Raw genomic sequence first — 23,174 nt, 5'->3', positions numbered from 1 at the left:
GGCAGGCAATTATTTGCCGACATCCCGCGGTCCTGTGCTATAATCAGAGCATGACGACACAAAGAATTGGGAGAAAACCATGATGAAATGGAAACAAAAGGAAGCGCCGGTGTCCGACGTGGGCGTGATCGGCTTGACGGTAACCGGCCTGTCCTGGGCGGCCGTGCTGGCTGAAGCCGGCCTGAACGTGCTCGCGACGGATATGGATGAAGAAGTGGCCGCCGGGATTCTGGAGGAGATGCACCTGCCCGGCGTGGAGCCGGAACTGGCCGCACTGGTGCAGGCGATGACTGCAGCCGGCCGGCTGCGCTTTTGCGAGCAGCCCCGGCGGGTGATCCGCGAATGCCCGGTGATCGGGATCAGCTGTATGACGCCGGCGGGGGAAGACGGGCTGCCGTCCCCGCGGTTTGTAACCTCGGCCGTGCGCCAGGCGGCCGTTCAGGCAACAGGGGACCGGGTGCTGGTGATCAAATCGGCGCTGCCGCCGGGAACGGCAGCAAAGCTGCAGCAGGCTGCCGATACGGCACTGTCCGAGCGCGATGATCCGGTGCCGAACGTGGATGTCGCCGCGATGCCGGAGCTCTTTAATGACGGGCAGATGGTGGCGGCCATGCGCCGGCAGGATCCGCTTTTGGTGGGTCGGGCCGATGCTGCAGCCGAATTGCCGGCCGGCTTGGCCAAGGTGCTGGATGCGCTGGATCCCGCCGGCAAGCGGCGAAAACTGTGCACCTGGGCGACGGCGGAGCTTGCGGCCCTTGCCGACAGCGGCCTGGTGGCCCTGCGCCAGGCCTATGGGCAGGCGGTGAACGCGCTGGCAGAGACGATGCAGGCGGACAGCCGTGCATTGACGGCCATTTTGGCATCGGCGGAGCCCCGGCGGCGCAGCCGCATTGCGGCACGCTGCGACGGCATCGGCATCGGCGGAAGACGCCTGCCCGCGGAGACGGCAGCGCTAACCGCATTATTCAAGCAAAACGGTTTGACGCCGACATTAACCGCGGCGGTCACCGCCGGCAGCGCGGCTCACGCCAAACGCTGCGCGCAGTGGCTGAAGGATCAGCTGGCGCATCTGCCGGAAGACGCTGTGGTGGCGGTGCTGGGGCTTGCGCCCTCACCGGGAACAGACGATTTGCGGGAAACCCCGGGGGTCGAAGTGCTGGGGAATCTCGCGGCCGATTTTGAAGACCATCCGCCGGCGGCGGGCCGCCCGAAACCCTTTCGGCTTTATCTGCCCTGGGGGGCGGATCAGGCCAAGTGGCGGCTGCACCGGGTGCGGGACGCTTTTGTCTATTGCACGTCGGCGGCTCAGGCCACCCGCGGCGCCGATGTGCTCATCACCCTGGGCAAATGGCCGGGCATGGGCCGGGTGCTCACCCCGGGGTTAAAGCGGCGGATGCGCGGCACGCTGATTCTCGACGGGGCGGCGGCCTTCGATCGGGCTAAGGCCCTGCGACTCGGCTTGACCTATCGCGCGCTGCTCGAAACGGCGCCGGCCAAGGTTTAAGCAAAGTTTGAAACCGGCGTGATAAAATCAGACGCATAACGGAAAAAGATCCGACGCGGATCGACGACAAAGGAGCAAGCGATGACAAAGAAAGTCAGAAAAGCGGTTATTCCGGCGGCGGGCCTCGGCACGCGCTTTCTGCCGGTGACCAAGTCCGTCCCCAAGGAAATTCTGCCCATTGTGGACAAGCCGACGATTCAATACATCGTCGAGGAAATTGTGGCCTCGGGCATCACCGATATCCTCATTATCACCGGGCGCAACAAGGACATCATCATCAACCACTTCGACCATGTGCCGGAGCTGGAATTTAATCTGCGGATGAAGGGCAAGGACGCCGAACTCAAGATGGTGGAGGACATTACCGAGATGGCGAATATCTACACCATTCGCCAGGGCGAAGCCAAGGGCCTGGGCCACGCGGTGCTCTGCGCCCGGGAATTTGTCGGCGACGAGCCCTTTGCCGTGGTGCTGGGCGACGACATTGTGTACAATGCCGAAAAACCGGCCCTCAAGCAGATGGTTGATGTTTACGACAAATATCAGGCCTCGGTGATCGGTGTGCAGACGGTGCCGGACGATCAGGTGGATAAATACGGGATTGTCTCCGGCGAGGCGATGACCGATTATGTTTACAAGGTGCGGGACCTGGTGGAGAAGCCGGCGATTGACGAAGCCCCGAGCAATCTGGCAATCCTCGGGCGCTATATCATCACGCCGGAGATTTTTGAAATCCTCGAGCACACCGGGCGAGGCGCCGGCGGTGAAATCCAGCTGACCGACGGCCTGAAAAAGCTGGCCCGCCGCCAGGAAATGGTGGCCTATGATTTTGCCGGCCGCCGCTACGACGTCGGCGACAAGCTGGGCTTTCTTGAAGCGACGGTGGAATACGGGCTGCGGACGCCCGGGGTCGGCGAACGCTTCATGGCCTATCTGAAGAATCTGGATCTATAAAGCCGGCCATCAAAAAAGAGCAATGGCGACGATCAACGTCGCCATTGCTCTTTTTTTTAATGCTTGGACGGCCGTCTTCGCCTGGCGGCAACCGGCAGCCCCAGCGACTCGCGATATTTAGCGACAGTGCGCCGGGCGATGGCGCAGCCGTGTTCGTTGAGGCGGTCGGTCAGGTCCTGATCGCTCAGCGGATGGGCGGGATCTTCGGCTTGGATCCAGGCCGACAGCTGGGCCTTGACCCCGTCGACGGAAAGCTGACCGAGGTCGCTTTCGTAACCGCGTTTAAAGAAGGATTTGAGACTCGCGGTGCCGCGGGGCGTGCGGACATATTTGCCGCGGATGGCCCGGCTGACAGTGGACGCGTGCACGCCGGCCATCTCGGCAATCTGGCTTTGGGTCATGGGTTTGGGGCAGCGGCAGCGGCTGAAGAAATAATCGGCCTGATAGGTGGCGATGCCGGTGAGAATTTTGCGGATGGTCTCCCGGCGCATATCGATGCACTGGATAATAAAACGCGCTTTGTTCAGGCAGTCTTCGAGATAGGCCTTGGTCTCCGGGGTGTCGGGGTGATCCAGCATGCGGCGGTAGAAACGGCTCAGGGTCAGGCGCGGGGCGCTGATCTCATTGATGTGGATGATCAGTTCTCCGTCGACCCATTGAATGCTGCCGTCGGGGATGATGTAATCTACCGGTTCTTCGGTATCAAAGACGGCGCCGGGCCGGGGATTGAGCTCGGTCAGAAGCATTTTGAACCGGGTGATTTCGTCGGCAGGAATGCCGGTGGCGGCGGCCACTTTTTTAAATTGGTTGTTGGCCACATCCAAAAGGTGTTCATCTAAGAGCATCTGGCCCTCCGGTGTCCACAGCCCCAGCTGCTTAAGCTGGATGGAAAGACACTCGCCGATGTTACGGGCGCCAACGCCGGCGGGATCAAAGGTTTGGATCGCGGCGAGGGCGGCAGCGACGGCCGCCGGGGAGACGCCAAGCTGCCGGGCGGCGTCTGAATCCATTGAAAGATAACCGTCGGCGTCGATACAGCCGATGATGTATTCGCCGATGGCCGTGTCGATATCGCCTTTGGTATGGAGCTGCAGCAGCAGATATTCTTCCAGCGTGGCGACCGGTTTGCGCCAGGCTTCGGGACGGTAACGCTCCTCGGACGGGCGGGTTTCCTCCCGGACCGTCGGCGCGGCATCCATCTGGTCGAAATAATCCGGCCAGTTGATCGCGTCGTCTGGTTCGGAGGTGTCCGTCTCGCCCTGAAAAACCAGCATGGGATTTTCGAGCATGGTTTGGGACAGATAGTCTTTGATCTCCAGGCTGTTCATCTGAAGCAGTCGGATGGCGGTCTGCATTTGCGGCGTCATGGCGAGTTGCTGGCCCGCTTTGAGCGTCAGGTCTAAGTGCATGGGGCTCATGGGTTTTCCTCACTTCTTTTTAGTGCGATTTCAGTATAACGCATGGCCTTAAAATTGGCATGGAAATTTAAAATGCCAGGACAAAAAACGTGCCGCGGGACTCAGGTTTTATTGTGGGAAACGGCGATGCGCGACGCGTTCAGTGCCTGATAATAATGGGTCGGATCCTGCATGAAGGTGGCGGTGTAGAGAATATCGACAATGGTGAGCTGAACGATGCGGGAGGCCATGGCCTCGGAGTGATACTTCTTGTCATTGGTGGAGCTGAGCAGGTATAAGTCGGAAAGCTTGGCCAAGGTGGAATTGGCAAAGCTGGTGAGGCCAATGACGGTGACGCCGCGCTCTTTGGCGATGCGCACCGCATGGAGCACCTCGTTGCTTTCGCCGGTATGGGAAATGGCCAGCATTAAATCGTCCGGCACGGCGTGGGAGCAGGTGATGTTCATCAAATGGGGATCCGGATAGGTGCACACGTCCAGGCCGATGCCGCCGAATTTATGATAGGCATCCAAAGCGATGGCGCCGGATGCACCGACACCGTAAATGAGCAGCCGGTTAGCAGCGCGGATGGCGTCGATCGCCTGGGTCAGGATTTTTTCCGGCAGCAGCACATCGATATCGTGAATGGCGGTGAGGGTATGGCTGATGATTTTGTGCTTGATGGTTTCGAGGTTGTCGTGCCGGCTGAGCTCGTCATTGATGGATGTGCTGGGATCATCTGTGGTTTCCTGGGCGATATTTACCCTAAAGACCTGATAGGAATTGTAGTCCAGTTTTTTGAGAAAGCGCATAACCGTCGTTTCGCTGGTATTGCAGGCCCGAGCCACCTCGGTAATGGACAGCAGGGGGATGCGCGATGCATTCTGCAGAATAAAATCGGCGATCACCTTTTGCGTTTTGGACAAGGTGTTGTATTTGGTTCGAATGGTTGTCAGAATGGTGTTCATTTGAAAAATACCTCCAAATCGAGTATAGCATAAAATCGCAAAGCTTAGGAAAATATTTACGAACGTAAAAAATTAACGGTAAAATAATTGACAAAGTAAATACGAGCCTCTATAATGAAAATAAGTTACGGAACGGTTTATATAATCGTAAATGATTAACGCATGAATTCAAGGAGGACCAAAATGAAAGCAGTGCGGATGTACAAACCGAAGGATTTGCGGGTGGAAGAGGTGCCGAAGCCGGAGATGCAGGCGGATGAGGCCATGGTTAAAGTGCATGCCTGCGGGGTGTGCGGCTCGGATATTCCCCGGATTTTAACCTATGGCGCCCATGTGTCCCCGATTATCTGCGGGCATGAATTTGCCGGGGAAATTGAAGCAGTCGGGGAAGACGTTAAAGGTTTTGAGGCCGGCGAGCGTGTCGTGGTGCCGCCGCTGGTTCCCTGCGGGCATTGCGAATGGTGTCAGAAGGGCGTCTATTCTTTGTGTGAAGACTACGATTATTACGGTTCAAGACGGGACGGCGCCTATGCGCAATACGTCAGCGTTAAGCAGACGAACTTGCTCAAGGTGCCGGACGGCGTTTCCTACGAAGACGCGGCGACCCTTGACCCTTGTGCCAACGCCTGGCACGGGCTGATCAACCGCGGCCATTTCAAGGCGGGGGACACGGTAGCTGTAGTAGGGGCCGGGCCCATCGGTTTGTTTGCTGTGCAGATCGCGCACATGAAGGGCGCAAAGCAGGTTATCGCTGTTGATGTCTGGGATCAAAAACTGGATATTGCCAAAAAAGTTGGTGCGGATGTGGTCGTCAATTCGTTGAGTACCGATCCGGTAGCGGCCGTCAAAACAGCCACTGACGGCGAAGGCGCCAATGTGGTGGTGGATTTTTCCGGGGCGCCGGCGGCCCAGAAGCAGGCCATTATGATGGCGAGCAAAATGGGGCGCGTGGTGTTCCTCGGGATTTCCCATAAAGGTCTTGATCTTTCAGAAAAGGAAGTGGATACGCTGATGCGCGGCCAGATCGAGTTGGCCGGCTCCTGGAATTCCTTCACCGATCCCTATCCGGGCGAAGACTGGACCGAGTCGCTCAAGATGTACACCCGGGGGATGACGGCAAAGGATATCATCAGCCATCGGCTCTCTCTGGAAGAGGTGCCAGGGATTTTTGAAAAGATCGACGGGGGGCACTATTTCTTTAACAAGATCATGATTTATCCCTGGGGACAGGTGTAAAGAACAGAGGGGAATATTATGTACGAAGCAAAATATTTTATGGGTGTGGATACGGGAACACAGAGTGTTCGCGTTGTAGTGACCGATATCAGTGGGAATGTGGTAGCTGCGAATGAACAGGCGTATCAGACCGTTTATCCAAAACCGGGCAGAGCCGAACAAAAGCCGCAGGACTGGTGGTCTTGTTTTAATGAAGCGGTCAAAAAGGTGACGGATCATCTTTCGATGGGGGTGCGCTATAGCATTGTTGGGATTTCAGTTTGTTCCACTTCGTCGACAGTTATTCCTGTTGATGTAAACGGTGAGCCGCTCCAGAATGCAATTATGTGGATGGATACCCGTGCGGTGGAAGAAATGGAGATCTGCAATGCGACGCACCATCCTTGTTTAAAATATTGTGGTGGAGAAGAATCCGTTGAGTGGATGATCCCAAAGGTGTTGTGGATTAAACGCCATAAACCGGAAGTTTATGCTAAGGCTTATAAAATTATCGAGCAGCTGGATTGGATGAATTATAAGCTGACAGGCGGGAAATGGGCCACATCCATTTGTCAGGCGGCTTGTAAGTGGAATTATGTCGACGGGTACGGCGGCTGGCAAAAGGATTTTTTTGAACAAATCGGATTGGAAGATTATGAAGATATTTTGGTGACAGATGTTAAAAATGTTGGTGAGCCCATCGGTAAAATTGATCGTGATTTTGCGGAAAAATATGACTTGAATCCAGAAATGTTGGTGGTGGAAGGCGGCATCGATGCCCATATCGGCATGCTTGGCATGGGGGTTTCGAAGCCGGGGCGCCTGGCCATGATCATGGGAACAAGCTTTGTACAGCTTTGTTTTTCGAAAGAGCAAAAAGAGCTTTCCGGCATTTGGGGACCATATATTAATCCAATCGTTCCGGGACTCGCCATTCTGGAAGGCGGGCAGATTTCGGCCGGCTCCATTGTGAAATGGTATTTAAAGGAATGGGGTTTTGACAAACTGGACAATCCGTATGCCGCTGTTAATGAAATGATCAAGGATATTCCGCCCGGATCCGATGGGTTGGTCGCGCTTGATTTCTTCCAAGGGAATCGGACACCTTATAAAGATCCAAACGCAAAGGGTGTGATCTATGGATTAACGCTCAGTCATACCAAAGCACATATTTATCGTGCCTTGATTGAATCGGTCGCGCTGGGGACGAAAAACATCATTGACAATTTTGACCAGCAAGGCGAAAAAATCGATATGATTGTCGGATGCGGCGGCGTGACGAAAGACGCCACCTGGATGCAGATTATCGCGGATGCCACCGGCAAACCGATTATTGTGACTGTGGATCCCAGCGCGGGCGGCCTCGGCTGTTGTATTGTGGCAGCCGTTGGAACCGGGATTTATCAAAGCTTTGATGAAGCGACAGACGGCATGGTGCAAATGGCCTATACGGTCGAACCGGATATGGATGCCTATGTACAATATGAAAAAGTATTTAAAAAATATCAGGAATTGTATGCCAATTTAAAGGGCATGATGCATGAAAAGGCCGAATAAATGACCGGATTAATTAAATGAAATAGAACCGAGGAAAATATGGACAAACAAGCAATTCTCAACAGATGCGACCACACTCTGCTCAAACCGTTTTCGACCTGGGAAGACATGATTCCCATTTGTGAAGACGCCCTGAAGTATCACACGGCGTCCGTGTGCATTCCGCCGTCCTTTGTCAAAAAAGCGCACGAAACCTATCCAGAGCTCAATATCTGCACGGTGATCGGCTTTCCCAACGGCTATAACACGACAGCGGTGAAGGTTTTTGAGGCCAAAGAGGCGATTCGCGAAGGCGCATCAGAAATCGATATGGTGATTAATATTGGCGCGATGAAGGCTGGTGATTATGATTTTGTGGAACGGGAAATTGCCGCGCTGCGGGAAGCAACCCGGGGGAAGATCCTCAAAGTGATAGTGGAAACCTGCTATTTGACGGAAGAAGAAAAGATCAAAGTTTGTGGATTGGTGACGAACGCTGGGGCGGACTTTATTAAAACGTCCACGGGATTCGGACCGTCCGGCGCGACGATCGAAGATATAAACCTCTTTAAAAAGTATATCGGTCCCAAAGTGAAAATGAAGGCGGCTGGCGGGATCAGTACCGTCGAGGATCTGGAAGCCTTTGTCGATGCCGGATGTGAGCGCATTGGTACGAGCCGGGCCATCGGGCTTTTGAAGGATCAATGATTTTTACGATAAAGCTAATCGTTTTGTTAAACTTGGATCCAACAGAGCCCGATGTATCAGGTTTTTTGCATTGCGAACCAAGGTGAGACTTTCAAACATCTTATTCAAAGGCGAACACGATCAATCCCGATCGGTTCGCCTTTTGAAATAGAAATTTCCCAGTTGACACATAACATAATATCCTGTATATTAAATATGACAGAGCCCACCACGCATAAGGTATTCGTACACTGCGGACCAAGGTGGGACTTTTTTCATTTTGGGTGACATTTTATGAAATTAAAACCAGCATTGACGTACGAAGAACAAGTTGATAGGCTTATTTCGGTTCATAATTTAGGCATTTTAAATAGAACAAAGGCGATTGAAATACTGAAAAAAATCAATTATTATCGTTTGAGTGCTTATGGAATTGGTTTGTATCAATCGGATGATCCTGAGAAGTATAGAGACGGTATTACATTGAAACATTTATATCAATTGTATGCCTTTGATAGTTTATTGCGATCTTTCTTGTTTCATAGTATTGAACAATTGGAAATCCAATTGCGAACACAGATTTCGAATTGTCTGGCGCTTCAATATGGGGCTGAAGGGTATATGGAAGCTCGAAATTTTTCAGACCGAAAATTGAAAGATGGTAGTAGTGTTTATCATAATACAATCAATAAGTTTAAGCACGAATGTTTTCGCCAACGGAATGTCCCTTTTGTAAAACATCATCATTCGGTTTATGCAGACCATTTCCCAATATGGGTTGCTGTTGAATTGTTTTCATTTGGCAATTTAACAGCTTTATTTTCAATTATGAAGATAGAGGATCAAAATAACGTTGCAAAAAATTATTCGACAGATGCCAAACATTTAAAAAGTTGGCTATTATCTCTATTAGAAGTTCGAAATATCTGTGCGCATTATGGTCGTATTTATAATATGCCGCTCAAACAAAGGCCTAAATTATACCGTGAGTATAAAGTCTATAAATCGAGTAATAAAATTTTTCCGGTTCTTTTAATAATCAAACGAATGTTTAATGGAAAGGAACAATGGAAATTATTATGCGAGCAGATTTGCCAATTGATGATAAAATATCAGGAGGTGGTCAATCCTTCATTTATGGATTTTCCAAACAATTGGCACGAAATTTTAAGCAAATAATTAATGATAAACCTCAAAGGCGAACACGATCAATCCCGATCGGTTCGCCTCACCAAAGAGCCGCACCCGAGGATGCGGCTAAGGTGATCTTCAGCTGCGTTTGAAAGGTGCTTAAATTATTTTTGCCCGTAAACGTTGTGGAATTTATCGATCATGCGTTCCATTTCGGCTTCAGGAAGAATCACGGGCTTTCCGATGGCACGTGCCAAAACATATACCTTGCAGCATTGTTCGATTTGGTCGGCTACATTGAAAGCTTCGTTGATGTCTTCGCCGCCGGCGATTAATCCGTGGTTTGCCATGATTGCGGCGTAACGATCCTTCATAGCGTCGAATGTATATTTTGCTAATTCGGGCGTGCCATAGGAAGCATATTTTCCACAGCGGACATCCTTCCCCGCGAATGCAACCAAATAACTGGAAGCGGGAAGCCCTTCATTTAAGGTGCCCAACACGGTTGCGAATGTTGAATGGGTGTGGACAACGGCATTAATGTCATTCCGATCAGTGTAGAAAATTCGGTGCATGACGTGTTCACTGGACGGTTTTCTTATACCGTCAACGATATTTCCCTCTAAATCGATGACGACAACGTCTTCCGGTTTCGTATCAAAATAGTCAATACCAGATGGACTAATCGCATAAAGTTGTTTTTCACGATTTAAAATACTGATATTGCCGCCGGTCCCCGTTGTTAACCCGGACGTGATCAGTTTTTTACAATATTTGACAACATCGATTCTTTCTTTTTCTAAAAGCATTTTCTTCTCCTTATTTATTGTATTGATATAACAAAGTTTTGCCCTGGGTGAATCGAATAATATCTTCAACAAATTGTCTCGTGTGATTTTCAAGAACAGCCATTGTTGCGCCAGCGATATGCGGTGTAATGACAACATTGTCTAAATCAGTGATATAGGGGTGATTGCTGGTAATGGGTTCAGATGCATAGACATCAAAAGCTGCCCCGGCTATCTTGCGGTTTTTGAGCGCTTCAATTATTGCCTCTTCATCCAAGATTGCTCCACGGGATGCATTGATAAAATAGGCTGATGGCTTCATCAGGTTAATCATCTTTTTGTTGATGATTTTTTTTGTTTCTGGGGTAATTTTGAGATGGCAAGTTACAAAGTCAGATTGAGACATTAATTCTTCAAGATTTTCAACTTTTTTAATGCCAATATCTTCGATATCGATTGGGCAGCAAAAGGGATCATAAATTAAGAGCTGCATGCCGATAGCCCGTGCAATTTTGCCGACACGGCGCCCAACGCTGCCGTATCCCACAATCCCTAAAGTAGATCCTTTAAGTTGTTTGCCTTTAAAGACCACATAGGGAGATCCGGGTTTCATGTCCCAGACCATATCTTCTTTGAGCCCTTTTTTTGTGACTTTTTTATACGAGGGATCTGCTGTAAATTCTCCAGATTTTAAAGCACTGTAAGCCATCGGGATTTTTCTGGCAATTGACAGCATTAGAGCGATTGTCATTTCAGCGGTACAATCGGAATTTCTTCCGGGTGTATAAATGACGGGAATGTTTCTTTCGCTGGCAGCCGCGACGTCAACATTGACAGGTGTCGCTCGCGTTACGGCAATGAGCTTTAAATTGGGCGCGGATTCGATGACTTTTCGAGTAACGTCATCATAGCTCGTAATGATAACGTCAGCATCCTTAGCTTTTTTTGTAAATTCATCTTCAAGCATTTTGGCTTTGCCAACGGCCCATCCGTCTTTTGTGATTTCCCCAATTTGATATAATGGCTTGAGTGCCTCTTCATCATATTCTGCTGTAAAGAAAATTTTTAACATCTCTTATCCTCCTCATTTTTTTGATGCAAAATAGTTATTGAATTTTAGAAAATGTTTTTAAAAATTTTTCTCGTTGATACCATATTGAATGATTAGCTTCTCGGATTTCTCTATACATCTCATAGAGTGCATCATATTTTTTTGTTTTTTCTGGATCAGGCAAATAAATTTTTACGGCGTTACAACATTTTCGTGATGCGTCAACATAATTTTTGTATTCTCCAACAGCGATGCCCAGCATAATGGCTGCCCCTTTTGCCCCTAATTCGTTGCCAGCGGAAATAATTACCTGCACTCCTAGCGCGTCTGAAATCATTTGAGCCCAAATTGCACTTTTTGCACCGCCTCCTGCAAGATAAATTTTTGAATTGCGATTGAGTTTGGCTTGAACAAAACAATCTTTGATCGAGAGAGTAACCCCTTCATAGACAGCATGTGTTAATTCCGCACGCCCTGTTTTGGCGCTGATGCCGAAGAAGTTGGCTTTTGCATATGGATTATAAAATGGCGATCTTTCTCCTGCTGCACTGATGTAGGGATGGTAGATCACACCGCCGCTTCCAACAGGAACATCGGAGATAAGCGTCTCTATTTTTGAAAAATCGTTGGTCATTGCGATTTCCTGAATAACCCAATCGATATTCGGAGTCCCGTTCATTGTGGCCATCAAGTTCATAAAGAGGTCGTCCACAGCGTATTTTTCATAACGGGTTCCGCTTTCTCCAAAGTGACAAGCTTCCTTCGGCACAAACATTTCATTGGCACAGGTCGTGCCCAGCACGACACAAGCTTCATTTTCATTGTGAACACCGATGCCGACAGCGCTGGCCACAACATCAATTGCACCGGAAACAACAGGTGTGCCTTCCTTTAAACCTAAAAATTCAGCCATTTTTTTTGTGACGCCGCCGATGATTTCATCAGACTTGTAAACTTTTGGAATATAGTCAATATATTTTTCAAGCCCAAGGCTTTGAAAAAGTTCTGTTGCGATGACGCCATTTCGGGAATCCATTAGAGAAGTTCCTGTATCGCTAAAGTCTCCGCTTAAGATACCGGTTAGTTTGTATTTGACCCAGTCTTTGCAGAAAAGCATATGGGCAGCACGATCTAAGACTTCTTTTTTTTCTCGCTTCATCCACAACAATAACATTAATTGTGTGCCTGTAAGTGGTGGTGTTCCGGTTATGCGGTGGATCATTTTTTCTAATTCTTTGTTTTGCTGTGTAACGTAATCAACTTCCTTTGTTGCGCGACCATCACACCATAAAATCGCATTTTGAACAGGCTCTCCAGCTTCGTCAATCAACCAAATGCCTTCACCTTGAGCCGTTACACCAATCCCTAAAATTTCTTCTTTTTTAGCCGGTCCATCCTCCATCAGGCTTTTAATGCATACGGCGACTTTATCCCATAATAGATTCATGTTCTGTTCGACTTCAACGTCACCGATATAGATAGGTTCATTTTCTAAATTTTTGACAGAAAGTTCACGCCCCATGGTATCAAATAAAACTGCTTTGACGTTGGTCGTTCCAGCATCAATTCCGATGATATAATTCATTTTGTACCTCCAATATAATTTGAATTAAATTTATAAGTTCATCATCAGAGCCGCTGTTTTGTCGTCTATGATTAAGGTATCAACAGCACCAGACTTCAAACAGGCTTTAATAGCCGGTGTTTTATCCTCACCTCCTGCTATGGCTACGACTTCCGGAATGTTTTTGAGTAAATCCATATTGGCGCTAATGATCCGTTTTCGCATTTTACAATCTTCATGACTACCATTTGATTTAATAGGATTCATACATAAATCAGCAATAAAGCCATCATGACGTAACGATTGAATATCTGACAAAGTCATCAAGCCTCTTCGATACATTGTGGCCTGGCGATCAAGCTGGCCAATCCCGACAAATGCGACATCACACTGCTTGATGATATCGAATGTATGTCGGATAGCGCGTTCTTTCATTAATAACTCTTTTGTCATTTCCTTCTCAAGAACGACTGGCGCGTAAAGCATATAAGACACACAACTTAATTTTTCAGATAGGGATCTGGCGATGTCGTCCGATTTTATCATTTCACTGTCGATGTTTTGTGCACCAACCATCTGCACGACTTTGCAATTTTGGCGGTTGAGAAACGACATGCGTGAAATAGATGCCGCTAATGTTTCGCCCCAAGAAACACCAATGGTCATATTCTTCTTTATCGTTTCTTCCATATAATTGCTGGCTCTTTCGGCCAATTCGGGAAGAAAATCTTTCTTGCCATAGGTTTCCACAACGATGGCTCTTTTTATGTGAAAAGTTTCTTCAATTTTTGATTCCAAAGCGACATTGCTTTCGTCGAATTGATTAATACTGATACTGACAATTCCCATTTCAGGAAGTAAACTGATTATATGATTGATTTTTTGGCGCGTTGTATTTAATCTTTTTGCAATTTCCTCTTGAGTCATTTTTTGGGCATAATACCAATGAGCAATTTTTATATATAAATTAGTAGTTTTCATATATTTTCCGCCTGACGACATTTGTATTTTGTTATTACTATTGTAAAGAGCGTATAAAACAATTGTCAATGATTTTTATAAAATTCTAATAATGAAACGAAATTTGATACTAAAAACTATATTTGAAAATGCAGTTTGAATTTTTTTCTCCAACAATATCATGTCTGAGTCAGGGAAATTTTGGCAGTGGAGCAGCGATATCAGGTGTAATTTTCATGATAGGAGCCACTCCCTAGGTCAATATCGGCTTTAACAGTAACGATATTGGTATTGGTTTTGTTTCTGATGAGTATTCCCACGGAGGGCATTGGTCTTCAAGTGATGGATGGTAGCCAAGTTGTTGTTGAATGTCGAGATGGTACTTGGCCTTTAAATGGTTCAAGGAACAATTTTGTGATGTGGAAGGTTTGGCTGCAGATGCTTTGGAGATCAGCGTTTATGATTTCCTGACCTCTATGGCGACCAAATCGAATGAAGGCGCCAATGGGCTGTTCTTCCTGCCGTATTTTGCCGGGGCGGTCACGCCAAACCAAGACCCCAACGCCAGAGGGGCTTATTTGGGAATGACCGTGGGGCATACCAAAGCCGACTTTATTCGCGCGACAATGGAAGGGGTCTGTTTTGATCTTCGCGACATGCTGGACGCGATGGTGGCCGGTGGTGCGCCGCCGTTCGAAAAGGTGCACTTGACCGGTGGGATTTTCAGATCAGAGTTGTGGTGCCAGATCATGTGTGATATTTTGAACCGTGATTGTGAAGTCGTTGCAGAAGAAGAAGCGACGGCACTGGGATGTGCAATGAATGCCGCTGTTGGCGCAGGGATCTATAAAGATTATAAAGAGGCAGAGGCGCATATGGTTAAAATTCGGAAAGTGTACCATCCGCGCGAAGATAAGATTGAACGTTATGAAGAAGCGTTCAGAGCCTGGCAGCAAATATTTACGTCTCTTGCGACGGGCGCTTTCGATAAAGTTGTCGCCTTCCAAGATAAGTATCGGTAGTAAAGAGAATATAAAAATAATAAAAAGTGCAACGGATTTTCCGTTGCACTTTTGTGTATAAAAGTATTTTTATTTTTCTTGATCCACATGGCGGTACACGCGCTCTTTGGAGCGCATGAACAGACCGGTATTGCCGGCAGAGGGGCGTTTGCCGGCCGTCGATTTTTTAGAAAGGGTGCGGGCAACTTTAGTCGGTTTGGTCGATGCGCGGGGCCTGGCTCTTGAGGTACGAGTCCGGCGCGGCGGTTCCATCGGCCTGGACGGTTTGGAGACGGCGGTCTTTCGTGGGGTTGGATTGGCGGACAAATTCGGCAGGACGCGGGTAGCGTCGGCGGCCTCGGTCGCCTGTCTGACCACCTGGATTTTTGGTTGGGTCCGGGCCGGCTCGGCTTTGGGGGCCACCGGGGTCGGCGGCTGTTGGCCAGTGTGATTTTGCGCGTGATAGGCCTTGCGTGCGGCGCGACGGCGCTGGATATCGCTCGGGGGATAAACGCGGGGAGACGGAGCGGTCGTTTCGGCGGTTTTCGATCGGCCGCCAGTTAAGAACTGCATGATCGGACGGTACCAGATGAGATCAATGTGAAAGGCCAGATTCAAAATGAGAAAGCAGCCGAAACCGATCATGAAGAAGAGCTGCACCACGGTGTCCGGCGATCGGGTGAGCATTGTGGAGCCCGTGGCTGCAGCGCCAAACCACACGCCTTCTACGGCGAGGATGATGGTTTCGCCCAGACAGCCGCGCATCACGTCGTATTCGGAGACGGCGAAGATGGCGATGCAGGCCACGATCAGGGCCAACGCCATCAGCACGAGCCACATGTGGGGCAGCAGGCTTTTAAACACAGCGGGCAGTCTGCGGTAATAAAAGCAGGAAAATCCCAAAACGATATAAAGCAGGTCGAGAAAGAGAAAAGCGAGGCTCATGCGTTTGCGCGCCGGTGAGAAGGAAGCTTTGCGCATGGCATTGGTTACGTTCATGAAAGGCTCCGTTTCGTGTTTTTTGCAATCATCCAAATAAAAACAAGGGTTATGGTATCAAAAGCGCCGCAAAGATGCAAGCGAACCCTCAGGCCGGCAGAACGCGGATATAGGAGCCGGCTTCGGTTTTTTCGACCAGAATTTTATCGTCAACCACCTCAAGCAATTCCCGGACATGGGAGATGATGCCGACGGTGCGGCCGTTTCGCTGCAGACGGCTCAGGCAATCCATGGCCTTGTCGAGGGCGTCGGCGTCCAGCGTTGCGAACCCCTCGTCGATGAAGAGGGTGTCCAGGCGGATGCCGCCGCTCTCGCTTTGCACCATATCGGACAGGCCCAGCGCCATCGACAGTGCGGCCATAAAAGTTTCCCCGCCGGAAAGGGAATCGGCGGTGCGGGCCTTGCCGGTGAAGTCGTCATACACCTCGATGGACAGGCCGCGGTTATGCTTTTGCATCGGATCGTCAGCGAGGGTCAGGTGGTAGCGGCTGTCGGAAATATCTTCGAGAAAAACGTTGGCGGAGATGAGGATATCCTGTAGATAGGCCGAGAGAATATAGCGTTCGAAACTGATTTTGGGGCAGCCGCTAACTTTGCCCTTCACCGTTTCGTAGAGATCGTTCGTCCACTTTTGGCGCTCGAGGGCTGCGCTTCGGGCTTGCTGCTGCCGGTGGATGCGGACCTCCTGGCGGCGGTTGTGATCAAGCCGCGTGCCTACCGTCTGAGCGGCACGGCGCATCTGTTCCACCCAATAATCCGCGTGGTTTTTGCGAAGACGGTCATCCTCGAGATCCGGCCGGCGCCGACCGGCGAGCTCTTCGGCGAGAGCCTTAAGATTGGCGCGGCAGCTGGTGATGGCTTCGTCGTATTCTTTGACCTGATCCTGGACCTGCTGTGTGGTTGCCGCGTCGACGGATCGGCTGGCTTCATAAAGTTCGCGGGTCAGCCGATGCTCTGTGAGTGCCGTTTTAAAGGCCGCGTGTTCGCGACTGGCGGCGGCCTCGGCCTGGGCGGTTTGGTCGGCGGCAGCGTGAAGGGCGGCTTCTGAAGCGGCAATTTGCTTTTCGATGGCTTCCCGCCGTGCGTTGAGGGCCTCGCGCTGGTCCGTCATCTGCCGGATTTTGGATTCGCATTGATTAAGCTTTTGGGCAAAGACCGCCGGCAGATCAGCCGGGTCGTCCTGCTGCGGGAAGAGGGCGCGCAATTGCTGCTCGACGGCGGCGAGCGCGCCGGTGCGCTGGGCCAGTTCACTTTGCAGCTCGCTCTTGCGAGCCAGCGCCGCGGTGGCCTGCTCCAGCTCGTTTTGCACCCGGGCGAAGGTTTCGCGCTTCCGTTTGAGCTGCCGATGGGTGTCGCGGATGGCCGCACGGCTTTGGGCGAGCGCTTCTTGCCGGGCCTGATGGGTTTGAACGGCGAGCTGATATTCGGCGTCGAGGGAGGCCGGCGTCAGGTTGTCGGGGGCCAGGCCGTTTTCCGTGCACAGGGCGAGCAGGCGTCCTTGGGCCTCGGCATTGTGGCCCACGAGAAAGCGGTGTTGTTCATCGTCGGCGGCGAGGCGGCCCTTGAGATCGGCCAGACGGGCGTCGCAGGCGTCAATGGCCTCGCGGATGCGGGAAGCGGCTTCGTTTTCGGCGGCGGGCCGGGGATGGTGCGCCGCCCCGCAGACGGGGCAAGGTGTGCCGTCCTTCAGGGTTTGGGCGAGCGCACCGGCAGCGGCGGCCAAACGCTTTTGCTGGAGGCGCTGATGCTCGCGCTCCGCCTGGGCGAGGGCGTTTTCTAATTGTCGTTTTTCATCGGCGATGGCGGTGATTTTGGCGTCATTGGCCGTCACATCGGCGTAAAGCGGGCGCAGGTTTTTAAGGGCATCCACCCGGCCGGCGGCCGTGGGGATCTGATCGGCCAGCTGCAGCGCGGCGCGCTGTTCGTCACTGGCGGTTTGCTGCAGGGCATCGATGGCCTTTTGCAGGGATTCCTGACGGGTCTGAAGTCTTGCCACTTGTTCTGCCCTGGGATTCAGGCGCTCAATTTGGGTGCGGAGGTCGGCGATGTGCTTTTGGTCCTGCTGCCAGCTGGCCAGCGCGGGCTGGGAGGCCTTTAGCCGGGCGGCCTGTTCGCGCAGATGCTCCAGCGTGGCATCGAAATGCGGGTCGTTGATGGTGGCCAGGGCGATTTGAAGGTGATCCAGTTGTGATTGCTGGGATTGGAGTGCGGCGATGCATCGGCTTTCGTGGTCCTTGGCCTCTTGGAAAGCGCTCTGAGCGCGGCGGCTGGCCGTCTCCAGAGGGCGCACCAACGCCGCCCGGCGCCATTCGGTAAGCTTTTGGCGTTTGGCATCCATCTTTGCCTGCTGATGTTCGAGCTGATCGATGCGCTGCAAAAGCTGTTCGCGGCGTTCAAAGCGCTGGAGCAAGGCTTCCCCGGTGGCCAGGCGCCTGGCGGCGGCGGTTTGCGCGGCTGAAGCGAGGGCAAGCTCCCGCGTCAAACGCTTTTTTTCCAAGTGATCGCGCTCGTTGCTCAGGGCGGCGGCCGCCATCAAGTCGGTGATGATGGCCGTATCCAAACCTTCGGGACGGTCGGCAGCGAGGCGTTTCGCAAAGGCGCTTTCGGGCGCGGCTTCCAGATGGCCGATCTCGATGGCGATGGCGTCATCGATGGTTTGAATCCGGGCGTTGGCCTTGTTGTGGGCTTCTTCCACCCGACGCTCAAACGCTTTGTAATAATCCATGGCGAAGAGGGTTTTGAGCAGGGCGATGCGTTCACTCTCGCCGGATTTGAGCAGCCGGCTGAACTGCCCCTGGGGCAGCATGACGATCTGCCGGAATTGGGTGGCCGTGAGACCGAGAATCTGCCGGACGGTTTGGTTGACTGTTTTCACCGCGCTGGCGAGCAGGGTCTCCTGCGTCCCGCCGTCGTCCGCGGTCGTGATCTGCCAAAGCTCGCACTCGGCGGCGCGGCTGATCATCCGCGTCTGCGTCTGGTTGAACATCTCCTGCTTGGGCTGGCGCCGGATGCGGTAGGTCCTGTCGCCGACGGCAAAGGTGAGCGTCACGCTGCAGGCCTCGCCGGGATTGGCAAAGTCGCTTTTCATGGCTTCAGGCCTGCGCTCGGAGGCGCTGGTTTCGCCGTAAAGGGCGTAGCAAATGCCGTCGAAGATGGTGGATTTGCCGCTGCCGGTGGGGCCGGAAATTAGAAACAGATGGTCGCCCAGGGCGGTAAAGTCTACCGTTTCGAATAGAAACGGGCCGAAACAGGTCATGGTGAGTTTAAGCGGTCGCATCGTCATCCTCCGAAATTTGGTCGAATAATTCGCGGGCAAGGGTGCTTTCGGCTTCGGGCAGCGCTTCGCCGCGAATGGCCTGATAAAAATCGGCGAGCAGGGTCATTGGGTTTTCGAGATGCTCTTTGATGCGCTGCTGCCGGCCGCCCCCGTCCAGGCTTCGGCTGCTTTCGTAGCCCATTTCCAGCACGTTGGGATACACTTGACGCAGACCTTCCATGGGATTCGGCACGCGGACCTTATCGGTGAGGACAACCCGCAGATAGTCGTCGCGGTGCGGGGTGGTATAGGCCGAGAGACTGGTGAGTTCGTCGAAGGTGCCGCGAATGACGCGCAGATCCCGCAGTCCCTCGATCGGAAAGGCGGTGATGGCGGGCAGCGCCTGCCGATTGCAGGTGTCGAGATCGACCAGCGTCACGGATTTTTTTTGATCGACTTCAGAGAAAGAATATTTAAGCAGGGAACCGGCGTAGCGAATGCGATCGCTCCCAACTTTCTGGGGGCGGTGCAGATGGCCGAGGGCGACGTAATCAAAGGCGTCAAAGATGCCGGCATCCGCGTAGGAAACGCCGCCGATTTCGATGGGGCGCACCGAGTCGTCGATATCCCCCTCCTGGGGAACGTCGGAGAGAATCAGGCCGTGGGTCACCAGCACGTTGGGAATGTCGGGGTTCATGCGCGCGGTGATGTCAGAGACGATTTCGCGGTACATGGCGTTGTAGTCCGGGATGTTCCCGCTGCCGGTGAGATCGCGGTATTCTACCGGCTTGACAAAGGGCACGGGCCAAAAGGCAACCGGGGCGGCATCGCCTTTTCCGGTGAGCAGGATCGGGGCGACGATCGGCCGATAGGTGCCGATCATGTGGAGCCCCTTCTGCCGCAGAATGGCCGAGCCGTAATCCAGGCGTTCGCGGCCGTCGTGATTGCCGCCGATGACAATGGCGGGAATGGCCAGATCGAGCACCACCTCGGTGAGGACGGTATCGACCAGGGTCATGGCTTCCCGGGGCGCCAGGGCCCGATCGTAAAGATCGCCGGCCACGATGAGGACATCGGGCTGTTCGCGGCGGATGAGGGTCAAGAGCTGCCCGAGGGCGTGGCGCTGATCCTCAAGGAGTGCATGTTGGTTGAGGTGGCGGCCGATGTGCCAGTCGCCGGTGTGAAGCATTTTCATCGTTGGCCTCCGAAGATTGTGTCGTGTGCGGGTAAAAAAATATCTGCGGCAGAAAAGCTCCGGCCCGCAGATAAAAAGCGCTGATCAATGGACTAATTTATGAAGTGCGTCGTAAAAAGACTTGGAGCACTGAAAATGAACGCTGCAGGTTTGGCCATCCTTGTGATAAAGCAGCACATAGGAAGGGAACCGCGTGAGCTCCCGGGGGGAAACCGTGTAGCTCACTTTTTTGCCGTCCACCTGATCCTGCCGGTTGAAACGGGCTTTTTCCCAAACGCCGATGACGTTTGCGATGGGAATCTCCGCGACGATATTATGGTAAAGCAGCGTGACGCGGCGCTCAAATTCCAGGCGTTCATGGGTGAGCAGCAGGGTGTAGGTGGTATCGGCGTAGCGCAGCACCAGCACGAGGGACGTCAGCATAATGGCTACGGAAACCAGACCGAGGATTTGGACACTCGACGGATGACGGCGCATATAGATGGAAATGCTGGTCATCATCACGATGATGATGGCGACGATGGCAATGGCCAATTTGCCGTTGAGCTGACTGTTGTAGACGCGTTCTTGGGCTTTGACAGACATGGGGTCTCCTTTGCACGGGGACGTGCCCCGGTGTTTTCGATTGGCTTATTATACTTTAAAACGACAAATTCTTCAAGAGTTTAAAGATACTGCGGCGCCCCGACGGCGGGCGGAAAGAGCGCGTCCAAAAGTGCCAGGCCCGTCGCAGTTTTAAAGATCCGTTGCCGCGCCGAGGCGACGGCATCCGCCGAAGCCGCATTTTCGTAAAGGTTGACCAGGAAGTCGGCCTCCACCAGAATTTGATAATCGCGGCCGTCGATGGCGGTGTAGGTATGGTGGTGGCCGATGAGAAAGCAGACGCGGTTGATTTGTGCTTCGGTGTAGCTGCCGCAGGCCCTTAAAAGATCGGCGGCGACGGGCGGCCCCTCCAGTTCCTGGTAGACGCCGGCGGAGGAATGGTGTTTGGCCTCGGCCTGATGGATGCCGATATCGTGGAGGATGGCGGCTGTTTCGAGGATGAATAAATCGGCCTTGGATAAGCCCTCGGCGGTGCCGATGAAGGCGGCGAAGCTGTGAACCTTGATAAAATGCTGAATGCGCTTGGGATCACCGGCGTCGTATCGGATGGCGTCGCGCATAAGTTTCGTATGTTGCGGGTGCATGGGGCTCCTTTCCCGGGCGGTTAAGCATGGCCCGGCCGTTTTGTGTGGATGCCTTTAAGTATATCACAATGCGCAAACGGCATCGGTCTTTTTCAGAAAAAAGCATCAAAATAGGACGGAGCACACAAAAGGAGCAGCATGCCCAGATAGGCGTCCAGAATGGGGTCGGGCAGGAGGTGAAAATCGATGACGGCGACAGCGCGCGGGGCATCGGGTCCGGCGAGGGACCTTTTGGGATTTGACCGGGATGAATGGGCATGAAGGTCCTGAAGCGCGGATGGATTTTCTATTCGGCCTTTGACGGGGCATTGCCTACGATTTTGCGGACGGCGTGCCGACGCGCATCCCGGTGACGGTGACGGCGGCGACGTGAATGCCGGTGTCGTCGGTGATGACGATACGATAAACGCAGGAGCGGCGGCCGTTTTTTTCGGCAACAGATTCGGCCGTCAGGGAGTTGCCCTGGGCGGCGGTGAGATAATGAACGGTTGCGTCGACGGAGACCGTGTCGGGAAAACCGGTGTTGCTGGCGACGGCAAAGGTGAAGTCGGCCAGGGTGAAGATCGCGCCGCCCATGACGATGCCCAGCGCATTGCGGTGCGCCGGCGTGATGGCCATTTGGCATCTGGCATAACCGGGGGCGACGGCCGCGATCTCGCAGCCCGTCACCTCGGTGGCGTAGCGGTCGCCGGCAAAGCGGGCGCGGGCCGCCGCGAGCAGGGCCGGATCTTGGAGGGGTGAATGATTCATAACTGCCTCGTGATTTTAGGATAGTTCCATTATAAATCCAGATTGTTTTTTTGGACAGCAAAAATCAAAAATATCTGATAGATCATCGTTGTAATGCAGTAAAGCATGTGATAGAATAAATTTAAAATTTTCTGAAAAAGAAAAGGAGAGGCTTGAAGCATGAAAAAGAAATGGTTAGCAGCGCTGATGACTGCGGCGATCGCCGTGGCGGCGCTGGCCGGTTGCGGCGCGTCGAATAAGCAGGACAGCAAGGCGGAAGTGAAAAACGACAGCAAGACTTTTGTGATCGGGGTGGATGACACCTTCCCGCCGATGGGGTTCCGCAATAAAAAGAATCAGATCGTCGGCTTCGACATCGATATGGCCCGGGAAGCGGCCAAGCGCATGAATCTGAAGTTTAAAGTGCAGGCCATCAACTGGGACACCAAGGAAATGGAACTGAAGAACGACAAGATCGATGCGATCTGGAACGGTCTGTCCATCACCGATGAACGCAAGAAGGCCATGGACTTCACCAAGCCTTATTTGGAAAACGATCAGGTCATTGTGGTCAAAAAGGATTCCGGCATTAAAACCAAGGCGGATCTCGCCGGCAAGACCGTCGGCTGTCAGAAGGGCTCCTCGGCGGAAGACGCCCTGATGGACGATGCCGTCGGCAAGAAGATCAAAGGAGGCCAGGCCACCGAGTTTGACGAAAATGTTTCGGCCTTTGAGGATCTCAATGCCGGGCGCATCGACGCCATGGTGGTCGACTCGGTGGTGGCGCGTTATTATATCGCCAAGCACAAGAGCGATTTCAAGGTGCTCGGCGAAAGTCTGTCGCCGGAACAATACGGTGTCGCCGTGAAGAAGGGCAACACCCAAATGTGCGATGCGATCCAGCGCGCGCTGGACGACATGAAGAAGGACGGCACCGCCGCGAAGATTTCCAAAAAGTGGTTTGGCCAGGATATTATCTACAACTGGACAGCTAAGTAACGGCGCCGTGAGACGAAACGGAAAAACAAGGGACAGGCTTCTCTTAGGAGGGG

At 52.4% G+C, this 23,174-nt stretch carries 21 protein-coding genes; 9 read left to right on the top strand and 12 right to left on the bottom strand.

The features are described 5' to 3' along the window. The first annotated feature begins 79 nt into the window (after window positions 1-79). Both HMPREF0721_RS08225 and galU read left to right on the top strand, forming a co-directional pair. Window positions 80-1,504 carry a UDP binding domain-containing protein gene (locus HMPREF0721_RS08225; RefSeq protein ID WP_006599232.1) on the top strand — a complete coding sequence of 475 codons (1,425 nt, stop codon included), beginning with the start codon at window positions 80-82 and terminating at the stop codon, window positions 1,502-1,504. 81 nt (window positions 1,505-1,585) lie between these two features. Beyond that, on the top strand, window positions 1,586-2,458 hold the full coding sequence (galU, locus tag HMPREF0721_RS08220; protein ID WP_006599231.1) for a UTP--glucose-1-phosphate uridylyltransferase GalU: 873 nt from the start codon (window positions 1,586-1,588) through the stop codon (window positions 2,456-2,458). A 56-nt stretch (window positions 2,459-2,514) separates the two neighbouring features. Here the strand turns inward: galU and rpoN are convergent, their stop codons facing one another. Both rpoN and HMPREF0721_RS08210 read right to left on the bottom strand, forming a co-directional pair. Next, on the bottom strand, window positions 2,515-3,876 hold the full coding sequence (gene rpoN / locus HMPREF0721_RS08215; protein ID WP_006599230.1) for an RNA polymerase factor sigma-54: 1,362 nt from the start codon (window positions 3,874-3,876) through the stop codon (window positions 2,515-2,517). 101 nt (window positions 3,877-3,977) lie between these two features. After that, window positions 3,978-4,823 (bottom strand): MurR/RpiR family transcriptional regulator, encoded by an 846-nt coding sequence (locus HMPREF0721_RS08210; protein ID WP_006599229.1) that lies wholly within the window; start codon window positions 4,821-4,823, stop codon window positions 3,978-3,980. A 183-nt stretch (window positions 4,824-5,006) separates the two neighbouring features. Between HMPREF0721_RS08210 and HMPREF0721_RS08205 the strand changes: the two genes are divergently transcribed. The 4 genes from HMPREF0721_RS08205 to HMPREF0721_RS08190 all read left to right on the top strand — a co-directional run bounded on the left by HMPREF0721_RS08205 (window position 5,007) and on the right by HMPREF0721_RS08190 (window position 9,440). After that, a complete protein-coding gene (locus HMPREF0721_RS08205; protein ID WP_006599228.1) occupies window positions 5,007-6,059 on the top strand; it encodes a galactitol-1-phosphate 5-dehydrogenase in 1,053 nt (350 codons plus the stop codon). A gap of 18 nt (window positions 6,060-6,077) precedes the next feature. Further along, window positions 6,078-7,595: an FGGY-family carbohydrate kinase gene (locus tag HMPREF0721_RS08200; RefSeq protein WP_006599227.1), complete on the top strand. Its 1,518-nt coding sequence runs from the start codon at window positions 6,078-6,080 to the stop codon at window positions 7,593-7,595. A gap of 39 nt (window positions 7,596-7,634) precedes the next feature. Next, window positions 7,635-8,282 carry a deoxyribose-phosphate aldolase gene (gene deoC, locus HMPREF0721_RS08195; RefSeq protein ID WP_006599226.1) on the top strand — a complete coding sequence of 216 codons (648 nt, stop codon included), beginning with the start codon at window positions 7,635-7,637 and terminating at the stop codon, window positions 8,280-8,282. A gap of 273 nt (window positions 8,283-8,555) precedes the next feature. After that, window positions 8,556-9,440: an Abi family protein gene (locus HMPREF0721_RS08190; RefSeq protein WP_006599225.1), complete on the top strand. Its 885-nt coding sequence runs from the start codon at window positions 8,556-8,558 to the stop codon at window positions 9,438-9,440. 116 nt (window positions 9,441-9,556) lie between these two features. On the opposite strand, the gene HMPREF0721_RS08185 is transcribed toward HMPREF0721_RS08190, so the two are convergent. The 4 genes from HMPREF0721_RS08185 to HMPREF0721_RS08170 are packed head-to-tail and all read right to left on the bottom strand — an operon-like array spanning window position 9,557 to window position 13,776. Then, window positions 9,557-10,201, bottom strand: a complete 645-nt coding sequence (locus HMPREF0721_RS08185; protein ID WP_006599224.1) for an L-fuculose-phosphate aldolase — start codon at window positions 10,199-10,201, stop codon at window positions 9,557-9,559. Window positions 10,202-10,211: 10 nt separating this feature from the next. Further along, window positions 10,212-11,252, bottom strand: coding sequence for a 2-hydroxyacid dehydrogenase (locus tag HMPREF0721_RS08180; protein ID WP_006599223.1), 1,041 nt, complete (start codon window positions 11,250-11,252; stop codon window positions 10,212-10,214). 34 nt (window positions 11,253-11,286) lie between these two features. Continuing rightward, window positions 11,287-12,816, bottom strand: a complete 1,530-nt coding sequence (locus HMPREF0721_RS08175) for an FGGY-family carbohydrate kinase (RefSeq protein WP_006599222.1) — start codon at window positions 12,814-12,816, stop codon at window positions 11,287-11,289. 30 nt (window positions 12,817-12,846) lie between these two features. Then, complete coding sequence (locus tag HMPREF0721_RS08170; RefSeq protein WP_006599221.1) at window positions 12,847-13,776, bottom strand: sugar-binding transcriptional regulator; 930 nt, start codon at window positions 13,774-13,776, stop codon at window positions 12,847-12,849. 347 nt (window positions 13,777-14,123) lie between these two features. Between HMPREF0721_RS08170 and HMPREF0721_RS08165 the strand changes: the two genes are divergently transcribed. Continuing rightward, on the top strand, window positions 14,124-14,777 hold the full coding sequence (locus HMPREF0721_RS08165) for an FGGY-family carbohydrate kinase (protein ID WP_006599220.1): 654 nt from the start codon (window positions 14,124-14,126) through the stop codon (window positions 14,775-14,777). A 69-nt stretch (window positions 14,778-14,846) separates the two neighbouring features. On the opposite strand, the gene HMPREF0721_RS08160 is transcribed toward HMPREF0721_RS08165, so the two are convergent. The 5 genes from HMPREF0721_RS08160 to HMPREF0721_RS08140 form a co-directional block, all read right to left on the bottom strand. Then, on the bottom strand, window positions 14,847-15,755 hold the full coding sequence (locus HMPREF0721_RS08160) for a hypothetical protein (protein WP_006599219.1): 909 nt from the start codon (window positions 15,753-15,755) through the stop codon (window positions 14,847-14,849). Window positions 15,756-15,843: 88 nt separating this feature from the next. Beyond that, entirely contained in the window at window positions 15,844-19,032 is a 3,189-nt protein-coding gene (locus HMPREF0721_RS08155; protein WP_006599218.1) for an AAA family ATPase, read from the bottom strand. Beyond that, window positions 19,019-20,206 (bottom strand): exonuclease SbcCD subunit D, encoded by a 1,188-nt coding sequence (locus HMPREF0721_RS08150; protein WP_006599217.1) that lies wholly within the window; start codon window positions 20,204-20,206, stop codon window positions 19,019-19,021. Before HMPREF0721_RS08150 ends, HMPREF0721_RS08155 begins: the two co-directional genes overlap by 14 nt. 84 nt (window positions 20,207-20,290) lie before the next feature. Continuing rightward, window positions 20,291-20,791 carry a hypothetical protein gene (locus tag HMPREF0721_RS08145; protein WP_040640002.1) on the bottom strand — a complete coding sequence of 167 codons (501 nt, stop codon included), beginning with the start codon at window positions 20,789-20,791 and terminating at the stop codon, window positions 20,291-20,293. Window positions 20,792-20,871: 80 nt separating this feature from the next. Continuing rightward, complete coding sequence (locus HMPREF0721_RS08140; RefSeq protein ID WP_006599215.1) at window positions 20,872-21,393, bottom strand: HD domain-containing protein; 522 nt, start codon at window positions 21,391-21,393, stop codon at window positions 20,872-20,874. A 26-nt stretch (window positions 21,394-21,419) separates the two neighbouring features. On the opposite strand from HMPREF0721_RS08140, the gene HMPREF0721_RS08135 reads away from it, so the two are divergent. Continuing rightward, window positions 21,420-21,635, top strand: a complete 216-nt coding sequence (locus HMPREF0721_RS08135; RefSeq protein WP_006599214.1) for a hypothetical protein — start codon at window positions 21,420-21,422, stop codon at window positions 21,633-21,635. A gap of 70 nt (window positions 21,636-21,705) precedes the next feature. Here HMPREF0721_RS08135 and HMPREF0721_RS08130 read toward each other — a convergent pair whose 3' ends face one another. Next, the gene (locus HMPREF0721_RS08130) at window positions 21,706-22,143 is read right to left on the bottom strand and encodes a PaaI family thioesterase (RefSeq protein WP_006599213.1); all 438 of its coding nucleotides are present in this window, start codon (window positions 22,141-22,143) and stop codon (window positions 21,706-21,708) included. 159 nt (window positions 22,144-22,302) lie between these two features. Here HMPREF0721_RS08130 and HMPREF0721_RS08125 point away from each other — a divergent pair, with 159 nt between their 5' ends. Beyond that, window positions 22,303-23,121: an amino acid ABC transporter substrate-binding protein gene (locus HMPREF0721_RS08125; protein WP_006599211.1), complete on the top strand. Its 819-nt coding sequence runs from the start codon at window positions 22,303-22,305 to the stop codon at window positions 23,119-23,121. Window positions 23,122-23,174: the final 53 nt, after the last annotated feature.

This window comes from Pseudoramibacter alactolyticus ATCC 23263 (genome assembly GCF_000185505.1).
In the GTDB taxonomy this organism is placed as follows: domain Bacteria; phylum Bacillota; class Clostridia; order Eubacteriales; family Eubacteriaceae; genus Pseudoramibacter; species Pseudoramibacter alactolyticus.
The sequence above is the reverse complement of the archived record's forward strand: the minus strand, read 5'-3'. Positions and strand labels throughout refer to the sequence as shown.